This window comes from Streptomyces sp. HUAS YS2, assembly GCF_033343995.1.
Lineage (GTDB): Bacteria > Actinomycetota > Actinomycetes > Streptomycetales > Streptomycetaceae > Streptomyces > Streptomyces solicathayae.
Window position 1 is genome coordinate 2,384,328 of sequence record NZ_CP137573.1, and the last position, 14,121, is coordinate 2,398,448.

The 14,121-nt window shown below is 71.9% G+C and carries 12 protein-coding genes; 1 reads left to right on the forward strand and 11 read right to left on the reverse strand.

Going from position 1 to position 14,121, the window contains the following annotated elements; all coding sequences use genetic code 11:
* Nucleotides 1–132 precede the first annotated feature (132 nt).
* From trmD to R2D22_RS10680, 5 genes are all read right to left on the reverse strand, one after another.
* The gene (gene trmD / locus R2D22_RS10660; RefSeq protein ID WP_318102857.1) at nt 133–954 is read right to left on the reverse strand and encodes a tRNA (guanosine(37)-N1)-methyltransferase TrmD; all 822 of its coding nucleotides are present in this window, start codon (nt 952–954) and stop codon (nt 133–135) included.
* Nucleotides 954–1,505, reverse strand: coding sequence for a ribosome maturation factor RimM (gene rimM / locus R2D22_RS10665; RefSeq protein ID WP_318102858.1), 552 nt, complete (start codon nt 1,503–1,505; stop codon nt 954–956). The genes trmD and rimM overlap by 1 nt, the downstream gene beginning before the upstream one ends.
* 93 nt (nt 1,506–1,598) lie before the next feature.
* Entirely contained in the window at nt 1,599–1,838 is a 240-nt protein-coding gene (locus R2D22_RS10670) for an RNA-binding protein (RefSeq protein ID WP_005311361.1), read from the reverse strand.
* Between the two features lie 2 nt (nt 1,839–1,840).
* Nucleotides 1,841–2,281 (reverse strand): 30S ribosomal protein S16, encoded by a 441-nt coding sequence (gene rpsP, locus R2D22_RS10675; protein ID WP_318102859.1) that lies wholly within the window; start codon nt 2,279–2,281, stop codon nt 1,841–1,843.
* 193 nt (nt 2,282–2,474) lie between these two features.
* Nucleotides 2,475–3,068, reverse strand: coding sequence for a hypothetical protein (locus R2D22_RS10680; protein ID WP_024755886.1), 594 nt, complete (start codon nt 3,066–3,068; stop codon nt 2,475–2,477).
* A gap of 391 nt (nt 3,069–3,459) precedes the next feature.
* Here R2D22_RS10680 and R2D22_RS10685 point away from each other — a divergent pair, with 391 nt between their 5' ends.
* Nucleotides 3,460–4,221, forward strand: coding sequence for a class I SAM-dependent methyltransferase (locus tag R2D22_RS10685; protein WP_318102860.1), 762 nt, complete (start codon nt 3,460–3,462; stop codon nt 4,219–4,221).
* Nucleotides 4,222–4,251: 30 nt separating this feature from the next.
* Here R2D22_RS10685 and ftsH read toward each other — a convergent pair whose 3' ends face one another.
* The 6 genes from ftsH to nsdA all read right to left on the reverse strand — a co-directional run bounded on the left by ftsH (nt 4,252) and on the right by nsdA (nt 14,006).
* Nucleotides 4,252–6,174 (reverse strand): ATP-dependent zinc metalloprotease FtsH, encoded by a 1,923-nt coding sequence (gene ftsH / locus R2D22_RS10690; RefSeq protein WP_318102861.1) that lies wholly within the window; start codon nt 6,172–6,174, stop codon nt 4,252–4,254.
* A 165-nt stretch (nt 6,175–6,339) separates the two neighbouring features.
* Nucleotides 6,340–7,890 (reverse strand): signal recognition particle protein, encoded by a 1,551-nt coding sequence (gene ffh, locus R2D22_RS10695; RefSeq protein ID WP_318102862.1) that lies wholly within the window; start codon nt 7,888–7,890, stop codon nt 6,340–6,342.
* 137 nt (nt 7,891–8,027) lie between these two features.
* Nucleotides 8,028–10,484: a [protein-PII] uridylyltransferase gene (locus R2D22_RS10700; RefSeq protein WP_318102863.1), complete on the reverse strand. Its 2,457-nt coding sequence runs from the start codon at nt 10,482–10,484 to the stop codon at nt 8,028–8,030.
* A 22-nt stretch (nt 10,485–10,506) separates the two neighbouring features.
* On the reverse strand, nt 10,507–10,845 hold the full coding sequence (locus R2D22_RS10705) for a P-II family nitrogen regulator (RefSeq protein WP_318102864.1): 339 nt from the start codon (nt 10,843–10,845) through the stop codon (nt 10,507–10,509).
* Nucleotides 10,842–12,188 (reverse strand): ammonium transporter, encoded by a 1,347-nt coding sequence (locus R2D22_RS10710; RefSeq protein WP_318102865.1) that lies wholly within the window; start codon nt 12,186–12,188, stop codon nt 10,842–10,844. Before R2D22_RS10710 ends, R2D22_RS10705 begins: the two co-directional genes overlap by 4 nt.
* A 342-nt stretch (nt 12,189–12,530) precedes the next feature.
* Nucleotides 12,531–14,006: a transcriptional repressor NsdA gene (gene nsdA / locus R2D22_RS10715; protein WP_318109691.1), complete on the reverse strand. Its 1,476-nt coding sequence runs from the start codon at nt 14,004–14,006 to the stop codon at nt 12,531–12,533.
* Between the last annotated feature and the right edge of the window lie 115 nt (nt 14,007–14,121).

Below are 14,121 nucleotides of genomic sequence, written 5' to 3' on the forward strand. Positions count from 1 at the left end.
GTTCTTCGTCTGCTTTCTTCGCACGACGCCACAGGTCGCCGCGCGGGAGTTCGTCGATAGTTCGGGAGCCGTGCCGCCCCTTCGCGACGATCCCCCTGTGGCAGGGGCGCGATACGGGCGTACGACAGCGGCCTATTCTTCCACGGCCTGGGGCCTGCGCCAAAATCGGCCGCCGGGCTCGGGCGCCCAGCCCAGGCCGGACAGCAGTTCCCGGTCCTTCTTGTCGAAGGCGGCGGGGTCGCAGCGTTCGATCAGGTCGGGCCGGTTGAGCGCGGTACGCCGGAACGCCTCGTCACGGCGCCAGCGGGCGATCTTGCCGTGGTGGCCGCTGAGCAGCACGTCCGGGATGGCGCGGCCGCGCCACTCGGGCGGCTTGGTGTAGACGGGCCCTTCCAGCAGGTTCGCCATGGCCCCGGGCGCGAAGGAGTCGTCGCGGTGCGACTCGGCGTTGCCGAGCACGCCGGGCAGCAGCCGGGCGACGGCCTCGGTGACGACGAGGACGGCGGCCTCGCCGCCGGCCAGCACGTAGTCGCCGATGGAGACCTCGTAGACCGGCATCCGGGTGGCGTACTCGTCCATGACCCGGCGGTCGATGCCCTCGTACCGGGCGGGGGTGAAGATCAGCCAGGGGCGCTCGGAGAGCTCGACGGCGAGTTCCTGGGTGAACGGGCGACCGCTGGGGGTGGGGACGACCATGACGGGGCCGTGCGCGCCCGCCTCGTAGCCGTCGGCGAGGGCCTCGTCCAGCGCCTCGCCCCACGGGTCGGTCTTCATGACCATGCCGGGGCCGCCGCCGTACGGGGTGTCGTCGACGGTGTGGTGCCGGTCGTGGGTCCAGTTCCGCAGGTCGTGGACGTGTACGTCGAGCTGGCCGCGGGCCCGGGCCTTGCCGACCAGGGATACGTTCAGCGGTTCCAGGTACTCGGGGAAGATCGTGACGACGTCGAGCCGCATCAGGACTCGGCCCCGTCGTCGCGGGTGGAGACGATCTCCGCGCGGTCGTCGATCAGGCCGGGCGGCGGGGTGATGACGGCCCGCTGGTTCTCCAGGTCGATCTCGGCGACGATCTCCTCGACGAAGGGGATCATCACCTCGCTGCCGTCCTCGCGCTCCACGATGAACAGGTCCTGCGAGGGCAGGTGGGAGATCTCGGTGATCCGGCCGACCTCGATGCCGTCGGCGGTGACCACGTCGAGGTCCATGAGCTGGTGGTCGTAGTACTCGTCGTCCTCCTCCGGCAGTTCGGAGGGGTCGACCTCGGCGATCAGCAGGATGTTGCGCAGCGCCTCGGCACCGTTGCGGTCCCGGACGCCCTCGAAGCGCAGCAGCAGCCGGCCGCTGTGCACCCGGCCGGTCTCGATGGTCAGCGGCCCGGCGGAGGCCGGGTCGGTGAGCAGCACGGCGCCCGGGCCGAGCCGCAGCTCCGGCTCGTCGGTCCGCACCTCGACGGTGACCTCGCCCTTGATGCCGTGGGCGCGGCCGATCCGCGCGACTACCAACTGCATTACCGCATTCTCCCTGTCCTACGACCTGCGATACGACGACGGGCCGGGGCGGGCCCGAAAGCCCTCCCCGGCCCGTGCCGGTGCTTCAACTTCTCAGCGGACCTGGTCCACGTCGACGAGGTCGACACGGATGCCACGGCCGCCGATGGCGCCCACGACGGTACGGAGCGCACGCGCGGTGCGGCCGTTGCGGCCGATCACCTTGCCGAGGTCGTCGGGGTGGACCCGAACCTCCAGGACGCGACCGCGACGCAGGTTGCGCGAGGCGACCTGCACGTCGTCGGGGTTGTCGACGATGCCCTTCACGAGGTGCTCGAGAGCCTCCTCGAGCATGCTCAGGCCTCGGTCGACTCGGTGGACTCGGCCGCAGCCTCGTCCGCCTTCTTGTCGGCCTTCTTCGCCTTCGGGGTGATGGCCTCACCCTTGGCGTCGTCGCCCTCGAGGGCCTTCGCGAACGCGTCGAAGGAGGCGCGCTTGTCCTCCTTGGTCGCCGGCTGCAGCAGCGGCGCCGGGGCCGGCAGGCCCTTGTGCTTCTGCCAGTCGCCGGTGAGCTTCAGGATCGCGAGAACCGGCTCGGTCGGCTGGGCGCCGACGGACAGCCAGTACTGCGCACGCTCCGAGTCGACCTCGATGCGCGACGGGTTGTACGTCGGGTGGTACAGACCGATCTCCTCGATGGCCCGGCCGTCACGGCGGGTACGGGAGTCGGCGACGACGATGCGGTAGTGGGGCTGGCGAATCTTGCCGAGACGCTTCAGCTTGATCTTGACTGCCACGGGAGTGGTGTCTCCTGGTCTTGACGTGGTTGGGCACATGAGATGCCACGTGGGGTTGCGGTACTCGGGTGCCCGATGGACGCGTCAGCCGGAGGAGAGAGGGGTCCTGTGCGACTGTCGAGTACAGCTAGCCATTGTGCCATACGCCTGCACCGCGGGACGCCCCAGCCCCCGGGGGCGGTCCCGTAGCGGCTCAGCTCGCCGCGCCCACCGTCTCCGGGATACGGAACGGCTTGCCGCAGCCGCCGCACACGATCGGCGCCTGGGCGAGGACGGACGGCACCACGCGCACGTTGCGCCCGCAGTCGCAGACCGCCTTCACGCGCACGCCGCCGCCGGACGAGCCGTGCCGCGCGGCCGGCCCGCGGAAGGAGCGCTTGGTGTCGGCGGCGGTCGCGACCGTGTGCGCCTTGAGAGCGCGCTGCAGTCTCTCGATCGTCGGCCGGTAGCGTCGCCTCGCCTCGGGGTTGAGCGTGACCAGGGAGAAGCCGCTGCTGGCGTGCGGCTCCTCGGGATGGTCCAGGCCCATCTCCTCGGCGATCGCGAGGAAGCGTCGGTTGTGGTAGCGGCCGGCGCGGGAGGTGTCGCGGACACCTCGGGCGGCGGCGATGCCGTGGACTGCCTCGTGGAGCAGTCGCTCGAAGGAGAGCTCGGCGCCGCAGGCGGACGAGGACTCTCCGATCAGGGACTCGGGCGCGGCAAGGTCCGGCAGTTCGGGGTGGTGCCGCTGAATGTCGGCCCACGCCTGTGCCAGCTCTGCGGCGAGAACAGGTGGTGTCGTGCTCACGTCGCTTACAACGAGCCGAAGTGCCCCCGGGTTCCATTCCGGGGCATCCCAAATATTTTGCACGTACCCGTCAGTTGCCCTTGATGTGTCCCGACGAGGGCCAGTGCGCCGATCTGTGGAGAAGTCACACAGCTCGCACCAAGGTGGTACGTAGTGGCGCGTACGCCCCGGCGCGTAGGCGGCGGGCGAGCGCCGGGGCGCCCGGTCGTCGGGAGTGACACTAGCGGCTCCGCCGGAGGCGTGGAGCACCACCCCCGCCAGGATGCAAGGCGGCGCGACCACTGGACGCGGGGACGGATGGGGAGTTCCCTGACATACGGGGGGTGTGCGCGCCGCGCACGCAGGAACACGCTCGGGCACATACGGACCTTCGCGGATTGGGGCCCCTTCGATGACACCTACCCTCGTCCGGCACGACCCCGTCCGGGACTGGGTCGAGATCCAGGAGAGGATGCTCGCGCCGCTCTACGAAGCGGTGTACGAGCGCCTCGGCGTGGGCGCCGGCACGCGGCTGCTCGGCCTGGACTGCGGTTCGGGTCTCGCGCTGCTGATGGCGGCGGCCCGGGGCGCGCGGGTGGCCGGCACGGATCCGGACGGGACGCGCCTGGAGCAGGCCCGGCAGCGCCTGGCGGCGTACGACGCGGACCTCGCCGGGAGCCCGGCCGCGCCGGGGCCGTACGACGTGATCACCGCCTTCCACCCGACGGGCCGCGGGACCCGCACCCCGGGGGCGCTGGCGGCGGCGGTCACCCGTTCGGCGGTACGCGGCGCGGCGGTGGTGCTGGCCGGCTGGGGGCCTCCGGAGCGCTGCGCCTCGGCGCCGGTCCTGGGCCTGGCGGCCCGGCTGTCGGAGGCGGCTGCGGACGGGTCCGCCGGTCCTCCGGTGCCCCGTGACGACCTGGACGAGCGGGTGGCGCGCGCGGGGCTGTGGCCGGACGGCTCGGGCCGGGTGGCCTGCCCGTTCGGGTACGCGGATCTGGACAGCGCGGTGCGCGGGCTGCTGTCGACGGGGGTGTTCGACCCGGCCGCGGCGGCGACGGACACGTCCCAGGTCGAGAAGGAGCTGGCCGAGGCGCTGCACCCGTACGTCCGCGGCGACGGCACGGTCTGGATGCCGAACGTCTTCCGTTACGTGATCGCCCGGGTGCCGTAGGGGGCGGGAACCGCCGGAGGACCGGCGGCCTCAGTCCTCCTTCGCCAGGCGCGGGATGCCCGCCGCCCGGTACGCGTCCGCCTCCTCCAGGGTCTCGTTCTCCAGCAGTGCCACGGCCAGCGCGTCGAGCCTGCCGCGGTTCTCGCGGAGCTGGCGGACGGCGCTCTCGTAGCACTCGTCGACGATGCGGCGCATCTCGTGCTCGACCGCGTCCAGGGTCGCCGGGGCCGCCGACAGGCCGTACGCCTGCTGCGCGTCGCTCGGGATGGCGGTGAGCCGCCCGATCCGGTCGCTCATCCCCCACCGGCCGACCATGCCCCGGGCGATGTTGGTGACCTGCTCCAGGTCGCTCTCCGCGCCCGTCGTGACCATCCCGAAGACGACGTGCTCCGCCGCCATCCCGCCCAGCGCGCCGATGATCCGGCCGCGCAGGTACTCCTCCGTGTGCGCGTACTTGTCGACGTCGGGGGTCGACAGGGTCACGCCCAGCGCGCGGCCGCGCGGCACGATCGTCACCTTGCGGACCGGGTCCGCGCCGGGCTGGAGCATGCCGAGGAGCGCGTGCCCGCTCTCGTGGTACGCGGTGCGGCGCCGCTCCTCCTCCGGCATGACGAGCGGGCGCTCCGCACCCAGCTGGACCTTCTCCAGCGCCTCGGAGAGGTCCGTCTGGGTGACCGTGTTCTGGCGGCGCTTGACCGCGAGCAGCGCGGCCTCGTTGGCGAGGTTGGCCAGCTCGGCACCGGTCATGCCGGGGGTGGTGCGGGCCACCTGTGTCAGGTCGACGCTCTCGGCGAGCGGGATCTGGCGGGTGTGGATCCTGAGGATGGCCTCGCGGCCCTCGCGGTCCGGCGAGTGCACGTGCACCACCCGGTCGAAGCGGCCGGGCCGGGTCAGCGCCGGGTCGAGGACATCGGCGCGGTTGGTGGCCGCGAGGACGATGACGCCCTCGGAGCCGGTGAAGCCGTCCATCTCGGTGAGGATCTGGTTGAGCGTCTGCTCCCGCTCGTCGTGGCCGCCCATCCCCGCACCGGCGCCGCGGGCCCGGCCGATGGTGTCGATCTCGTCGATGAAGATGATCGCCGGGGCGACCTTCCGCGCCTCGGCGAACAGCTCACGCACCCGGGACGCGCCCACACCCACGATCATCTCGATGAACTCGGACGCCGACGCGGAGAAGAACGGCACCCCGGCCTCCCCCGCCACCGCCCGCGCGAGGAGCGTCTTGCCGGTCCCGGGCGGGCCGGCGAGCAGCACGCCACGGGGCATCTTCGCGCCCATCGCCCGGTACGCGGCGGGGTTCTTGAGGAAGTCGACGACGTCGTTGAGCTCGCCCTCGACCTCGTCGATGCCGGCCACGTCCTCGAAGGTGGTCCGCTTGCCGCCCTCCAGTTCGACGGGTTTGGGCGGCGCCTTGCGGCCGAGCATGCCGCCCGCGCCGCCCATCCCGGCGCTCATCCGGCGGGCGATGAACACCCACAGCAGGATCAGCAGGAGCATCGGGGCGAGCGAGATCAGCAGGTTGGCGAGGAAGCTGCGCTCCTCGACGACCGGCTTGGCGGTGACGGTGACGCCCTGCTTGGTCAGCTGGGCCCAGAGGTCGTCGTCGGCGAAGGCCGGCCGCTGCGTCCGGAACTTCGTGTAGTCGCCCTTCTCGCCGTCGGGCTTGGGCTGCTTGCTCTTCAGCTCGCCCTGGATCGCGTCGCCCTTGGAGTAGATCTTGGTGACGTTCCCGGCGGTGACCTGCTTGTCGAACTCGGTGTACGAGATCGTCGGCTCGTCGCCCCGGTTGAAGAACGACAGGGCGATGTTGGCGATGAGGTAGACGATCAGCGCGGTGAGGATGAGTCCGCCCCAGCCGCCGGGCATCTTCTTCTTCGTCGGCGGGGACGGTGGGGCTCCCTCCGAGCGCCACGGCTGGTCGGTGCGGTCGCGCGGGGGTACGGGATTGGCCACGCTGCTCTCCTCGGGGCGACGACAGGCCCATTATCGAAGAGCAGGACATACGGGGCATTGCGGGTGGGGCAGGGGTGTGAAAGCGGCTCGGGGACATGAAAAGAGGGCCCGGGTGCGTACGCGACGCTCCCGGGCCCTCCCCTCCGGTCCGTGGGACCGGCCGGGTCAGCCCATGAACTTCTTGAACTCGTCCGGCAGCTCGAAGTCCTGAGCCTCCTGGCCCGCCGGCAGGCCGAAGGCGCCGCCCTGCTGGGCATGCTCGCGCTTCGCCGCCGCGGCCTGCTCCTCGGCCTTCCGCTTCATCGGGTTACCGCTCTTGCGCTTGCCCTTGGCCTGCTTGACCTGCTTCTTCTGCCTGCCGGGGCCGCCGCCCATGCCCGGCATCCCCGGCATGCCGGGCATGCCGCCGCCCTGGGCCATGCGGGACATCATCTTGCGGGCCTCGAAGAACCGCTCGACCAGGCCCTTGACCGCGCTGACCTCGACACCCGAACCGCGGGCGATACGGGCGCGGCGCGAGCCGTTGATGATCGTCGGGTCCTGGCGCTCGGCCGGGGTCATCGACTTGATGATGGCGCCGACGCGGTCGACCTCACGCTCGTCGATGTTGTTGATCTGTTCCTTCATCTGCGCCATGCCGGGCAGCATCCCGAGCAGCTTGGAGATGCTGCCCATCTTGCGGACCTGCTCCATCTGGGCGAGGAAGTCGTCGAGCGTGAAGTCCTGGCCCTTCTTCGAGGCCAGCTTCGAGGCGACCTTGGCGGCCTCCTCCTGGCTGAAGGTCTGCTCGGCCTTCTCGATGAGGGACAGGATGTCGCCCATGCCGAGGATGCGCGACGCCATGCGGTCCGGGTGGAACGCGTCGAAGTCGTCGAGCTTCTCGCCGTTCGAGGCGAACATGATCTGCTTGCCGGTGACGTGCGCGATGGAGAGCGCGGCACCACCACGGGCGTCGCCGTCGAGCTTCGACAGCACGACGCCGTCGAAGCCGACGCCGTCGCGGAAGGCCTCGGCGGTGTTGACCGCGTCCTGACCGATCATGGCGTCGACGACGAAGAGGACCTCGTCGGGGCTGACCACGTCACGGATGTCCGCGGCCTGCTGCATCATCTCGGCGTCGATGCCGAGGCGGCCGGCGGTGTCGACGATCACGACGTCGAACATCTTGGTGCGCGCGTACTCGATGGAGTCCTTCGCGACCTGGACCGGGTCGCCGACGCCGTTGCCCGGCTGCGGGCCGTAGAAGCCGACGCCCGCGCGCTCGGCGACGACGCCGAGCTGGGTGACGGCGTTGGGGCGCTGGAGGTCACAGGCGACGAGCAGCGGGGTGTGACCCTGGCCCTTGAGCCAGAGACCGAGCTTTCCGGCGAGGGTGGTCTTACCGGCACCCTGGAGACCGGCGAGCATGATCACGGTCGGCCCGGACTTGGCGAACCGGAGCCGGCGGGTCTCGCCGCCGAGGATGCCGATGAGCTCCTCGTTGACGATCTTGACGACCTGCTGGCTGGGGTTCAGCGCCTTGGAGACCTCGGCACCGAGGGCCCGCTCCTTGACGCGCGAGATGAAGGAGCGGACGACGGGAAGGGCGACGTCGGCCTCGAGGAGGGCGATACGGATTTCCCGGGCCGCGCTGTCGATGTCCTGCTCGGAGAGGCGGCCTTTGCCCCGGAGGGACTGGAAAGTCGCGCTGAGGCGGTCGGAAAGCGTATCGAACACGGTGGTCGCGATCCTCGGGTCGGGGCGGATGGTCGCCACCCAGGGTATCCGGCCCGGAGACGGAGCCGCCCTTGCCGGTCGTATTCGACCGGAAGGGCGGCACTTCACGGGTACGGGCGCCGGGTGCGGGTCCTGCGTCAGCGCAGTGCCGTCTCCACGGCCTTCGCCAGATCCACCGCCTCCTCGTCCGCGAGCCGCGAGCCGTCCGCCCGCGTCACGTACAGGGTGTCGACCGCGTTCGCGCCCAGCGTGGAGACGTGCGCGCTGCGCACCCGTACGCCCGCGCCCTCCAGCGCGCGGCCGATGCGGTGCAGCAGGCCGGGGGCGTCCTGGGCACGGACCTCGATGACCGTGGCGTGGTGGGAGGCGGCGGGGGCCACCGTGACCCTCGGCGGCGGGGCCTGGAGGCCGCGCCGCCTCGGGTAGGCGGCCTCGCGCTCGGCGAGCCGGGCGGGGACGTCCAGGGAGCCGTCCAGGGCGCGGAGCAGGTCGGCGCGGAGCCGGGCGGCCTGCGGCAGGGAGCCGTACTCGGCCGCGACCCGCCAGCTGAGCACCAGGACGGCCGTGGCGTCGCCGCCCAGCTCGGTCGGCAGCTCCACGGAGCGCAGGTCCGCGGCGCGGACGGTCAGCCGGTGCAGGGCGAGGACGCCCGCGGCGGCGGGCAGCACGCCGGGCTGGTCGGGCAGGGCGATCAGCAGTTCGACGCCGACCGGCTCGGGTTCGTCGGACTTCTCGGCGGCCGGTTCCGGCTGGGTGTGCAGGGCGAGCACCGGCTCCCCCGTGCGCAGCGCCTCGATGGCGAGGCGTTCCTGCTCGGCGCTGGGCGCGGCCGGCTCGGGTTCCGGGGCCGGTTCGCCGGCCAGCACGCCGGCGACCCGTTTGACCAGGTCGGCGACGAGCGAGCCCCGCCAGGAGGACCAGGCGGCGGGCCCGGTGGCCAGCGCGTCGGCCTCGGTGAGGGCGTGCAGGAGTTCCAGCGTGGGGAGGGTACCGACGGCCCGGGCGACGGACGCGACGGTGGCGGGGTCGTCCAGGTCGCGCCGGGTGGCGGTCTCGATGAGCAGCAGGTGGTGCCGTACGACGGTGGCGATGACGCCCACGTCGGCGCGGTCGAAGCCGATCCGGGCGGCGACGTCGCGGGCGATGGTCTCGCCGGCGACGGAGTGGTCGCCGGGCCAGCCCTTGCCGATGTCGTGCAGCAGGGCGGCGACCAGCAGCAGGTCGGGGCGGCCGACGCGGCGGGTCAGGGAGGAGGCGCGGACGGCGGTCTCGACGAGGTGGCGGTCGACGGTCCAGGTGTGGACGGGGTTGCGCTGGGGCCGGCAGCGGACGCGTTCCCAGTCGGGCAGCAGCCGGGTGATCAGGCCCTCGGCCTCCAGGGCCTCCCAGACGGGCACGGTGGACTCGCCGGCGCCGAGCAGGGTGACGAGTTCCTCGCGGGCCTCGGCGGGCCAGGGCACCGGCAGCGGCTGGGCCGCGGCGGCGAGCCGGCGGACGGCGTGCAGCGAGACCGGCAGCCCGGACTGGGCCGCCGCGGCGGCGGCGCGCAGCGGCAGCACCGGGTCGCGTTCGGGTTTGGCGGTGCGGGCGAGGACGGCCTCGCCGTCCATCTCGACGACGCCCTCGGCGAGCGGAGTCCGCTCGACGGGCGGTTTCCCGGCGCCGCCGCGGCCGAGGAGGCCGCGGAACCGGGGCCGGGCGGAGCGGGCCTTGAGGACCCGGTTGACCTCGCGCCAGGTGACGTCGGAGGCGTACGAGACGACGCGGGCGGCCTCGTACACCTCGCGCAGCAGGGTGTCGGCGTCGAGCAGGCCGAGTTCCTCGGCGACGGCGTCCTGTTCCTGGAGGGCGAGCCGGTCGGTGGCCCGGCCGGTGGCCAGGTGCAGGGCGTCGCGGGCGTCGAGGAGGCGGCGGCGGGCCGGGTCGAGGCCTTCGCGGGGGGCGTCGGCGAGCCAGGAGGCGGCGACGGCGCGCAGCGCGGTGGCGTCCCGCAGGCCGCCGCGGGCCTCCTTGAGGTCGGGTTCCAGGAGGAACTGGAGCTCGCCCATCCGTTCGGCCCGCTCGCGGCAGAGCGCGTCGAGTTCGGGGAGCCGCTTGGGGGCCTGGTTGCGCCAGTCGGCGAGCACGGCGGTGCGCAGTCCGCCGGCCAGGGCGAGGTCGCCGGCGACGGGCCGGGCGTCGAGGAGGCCGAGCTGGACCTTCAGGTCCTCGCCGGCGGTCTTCCGGGCCTCGGCGGGGGTGCGGACGGAGTGGTCGAGGGCGAGGCCGAGGTCCCAGACCGGGTACCAGATCCGGTCGGCGAGGGCGGCGATCGCGCCCGGGTCGGCGCTGCCGTCGTGCAGGAGGAGCAGGTCGAGGTCGCTGCGCGGGGAGAGTTCCCCGCGTCCGTAGCCGCCGACGGCGACGAGCGCCGCCCCGCGCGGCGGTCCGGCGGCGGCGAACAGGGCGGCCAGCCAGTCGTCGGTGAGCCTGGCCAGGGCGGAACGGCGCGGCGGCCCGGACCGCGCCTTCTCACCGAGAAGGCGCAGCCGGGCCGCCGCGTAACTGCTGGGTCCCGAGTCGTCCGCTTGCGTACTCACTTCGAGGCTCGTCACCCTGCGGCTCCTTTGCTCGTGCTTACAGCGCGTCCGGGCCGCGCTCGCCGGTGCGGACCCGCACCGCCGTCTCCACCGGGACGCTCCACACCTTGCCGTCTCCGATCTTGCCGGTACGGGCGGCCTTGACGACGACTTCGATGAGCTGTTCGGCGTCCTCGTCCTCCACCAGCACCTCGATGCGGATCTTGGGGACGAGGTCGACGGTGTACTCGGCACCGCGGTAGACCTCGGTGTGGCCGCGCTGGCGGCCGTAGCCGCTGGCCTCGGTGACCGTGAGGCCGTGGACGCCGAAGGCCTGCAGGGCCTCCTTGATCTCGTCCAGCCGGTGCGGCTTCACGACTGCGGTGATGAGCTTCATGCGTCCACCTTCTTGGTCTCCTGTGCGGCCGGGGCGGCGACGGCGGTGCTGCGCGAGGACGCGCCGCCGCCGGCTCCGCTGAAGTCGTACGCGGTCTCGGCGTGCTCGACCTGGTCGATGCCGGAGACCTCGTCGTCCTCGCTGACCCGCATCCCCATCGTCTTGTCGATGATCAGGGCGAGGATCGCGGAGGCGATCAGAGAGTAGGCGAGGACGGAGAAGACTCCGATGGCCTGCTTGACGAGCTGGTCCGCGTTGCCGCCGTAGAAGAGACCCTTGGCCTCGGACTGGACGCCGCCGGTGGCGAAGAAGCCGACGAGCAGGGAGCCCACGACACCGCCGACGAGGTGGACGCCGACGACGTCGAGGGAGTCGTCGTAGCCGAACTTGTACTTGAGGCCGACGGCCATGGCGCACAGCAGGCCGGCGATGGCGCCGATGGCGATCGCGCCGAGCGGGGAGCAGGAGCCGCCGGACGGGGTGATGGCGACCAGGCCGGCGACCGCGCCGGAGGCGGCACCGAGGGTGGTGAAGGAGCCGTGCCGGATCTTCTCGTAGCCGAGCCAGGCGAGCATGGCGGCGGCGGTGGCGACCTGGGTGTTGACGAACATGACCGCGCCGACGCCGTCGTCGTTGCCGAGCCACGAGCCGGCGTTGAAGCCGAACCAGCCGAACCAGAGCAGGCCGGCGCCGAGCATGACCAGCGGGAGGCTGTGCGGGCGCATCGGGTCCTTCTTGAAGCCGACGCGCTTGCCGATGACGAGGATCACGCCGAGGGCCGCGGCACCGGCGTTGATGTGGACGGCGGTGCCGCCGGCGAAGTCGATGACGCCCATGTCGAAGAGCCAGCCGCCGGTGCCCCAGACCCAGTGGGCGACGGGGAAGTAGACGATCGTGACCCAGAGGGCGATGAACAGGGCCCAGGCGGTGAACTTGACGCGGTCGGCGAGGGCGCCGCTGATCAGGGCCGGGGTGATGATCGCGAACATCAGCTGGAAGACGGCGAAGACGTACACCGGGATGGTGTAGCCGGGCCACAGTTCCGTGATGCCGATGCCGCTGAGGCCGACGTACTCGGAGGACCAGCCGAAGAGCGAGGCCGAGTCGGTGCCGAAGGCGATGCTGAAGCCGTAGAGCACCCACAGGATCGTGACGATCCCGAGGCTGATGAAGCTCATCATCAGCATGTTGAGGGTGGACTTGACGCGGACCATGCCTCCGTAGAAGAAGGCGAGTGCCGGGGTCATCAGCATGACCAGGGCGGAGCAGATGAGCATGAACCCGGTGTTGGCGGCAGACAGCTCGGGGGCGTCTGCGGCCAGGGTCGTGATGGCTGGTGCCATCGGCGTCTCCTCGTCGTCGTACGGCCTGTGCGGGGCGGTGGCCGGGAGCGGCTCGGCCAGTGAGGGGTGGCCGGTTATGCGCCAGAGATTCGCGCAGCGCCGTTTCACGTGATGCCGCACGATGTTTCGCCGCAGTGACGAAGGGGTGGGGCGTGTTACGCGACTGTGAACGTCCGGGTCACGGAGATGTAACGGACTTCTCCTCCGCGCAGGGGCGCGGGGGTGCCGGAAAGCAATCCGGCCGCGCCGGGAACCCTGATACCTGGCGGCGGGGGAGCCGAGTCGGGCAATGAGGGTCGTACGGCGCGGCCGGAGCCTGGGGTGTCCCCCGTACGGGGGACGTCAGACCGCTTCGGCGGTCTCGGGCAGGAGCTGGGTGAGCCGGTCGGTGAGCTGGACGACCTCGGCGACGTCGCCGAAGTCGCGGGCAGCCGTGTCGACCGTCTTTCGGAGTCGGGTGTTGACGCGCTCGGAGCGGACGCTGCGGGCGACCCGCAGGGCCTTCTCGGCGAGGGCGACGGACTGTTCCGGCTCGCGCTTGAGGAGGTGCACGGTCGCCATGCCGACGAGGTTGAGTGCGTACGACCGCTGGTGCTCGGGGTCCTTCTCGAAGAGTTCGACGGCCCGCTGCATGACGGGTTCGGCGAGGGAGGCGTACGTCGGGGAGCGGCCGGCGACGTAGGCGAGGTCGCGGTACGAGTGCGAGTTCTCGCCGTTGAGTTCGGCCTCGGAGAAGAAGCGGATCCAGTCGGGCTCGGGCTCGCCGTCGAGGCCGACGTCGGCGAAGGTGTCCTCGGCCATGCGGACCGCGCGCTTGCACTTGCTGGGCTGGCCCATGTTGGCGTAGGCCCGGGCCTCCATCGCATACAGCATGGCCTGGGTGCGCGGGGTGGCGCAGTCGCGACTGCCGTACTGGGCGAGGTGGATGAGCTCCAGGGCGTCGTCGGCCCGGCCGAGGTGGATCATCTGGCGGCTCATGGAGGAGAGGATGTACGAGCCGAGGGGCTTGTCGCCGGCCTCCTTGGCGGCGTGCAGGGCGAGCACGAAGTACTTCTGGGCGGTGGGCTGGAGGCCCACGTCGTAGCTCATCCACCCGGCGAGTTCGGCGAGTTCGGCCGCGCAGCGGAAGAGGCGGCGGGACGTGGCGCTGGGTTGCGGCTCCTGGAGCAGGTCGGTGACCTCGTGGAGCTGGCCGACGACCGCCTTGCGGCGCAGTCCGCCGCCGCACTGGGCGTCCCACTGGCGGAACATGACCGTGGTGGATTCCAGCAGGTCGAGTTCGGGCTGGGAGAGCCGGGAGGGCCGGCCGGAGGAGGCGGCCGGTTCGGCGGGGCCGAGTTCGCCGGTGGGGGTGGGCACCAGCCAGCGCTGCATGGGTTCGATGAGCGCGGGGCCGGCGGCCAGGGTGAGGGAGCTGCCGAGGAAGCCGCGCCGGGCGAGCATCAGGTCGCTGCGGGAGAACTCGCTGAGCAGGGAGACGGTCTGCGGGCCGGCCCACGGGAGGTCGACACCGGAGACGGAGGGCGACTGGTGGGCGGTGCGCAGCCCGAGGTCCTCGACGGCGACGACGGAACCGAAGCGCTCGGAGAACAGCTCGGACAGGATCCGCGGGATCGGCTCGCGCGGCTGCTCCCCGTCCAGCCAGCGGCGGACCCGGGAGGTGTCGGTGCTGATGTGGTGCGCGCCCATCTGGCGTGCCCTGCGGTTCACCTGCCGCGCCAGCTCGCCCTTCGACCAGCCGCTGCGCACGAACCACGAGCTCAGCTGCTCGTTGGGGCGCTTGCCGGCAGTCGTACCGTCTGCGCCGTTGCCGCCCACTGGAACGCCCCCATCCATATTCATGCCCTTGGTGCCCTTGTCGCGTGAACTCCCCACAGGATGCCGTGAATCACAGCTCCCGTCCGGGGGTCGTACCCCTTCGAACAGGAAACCG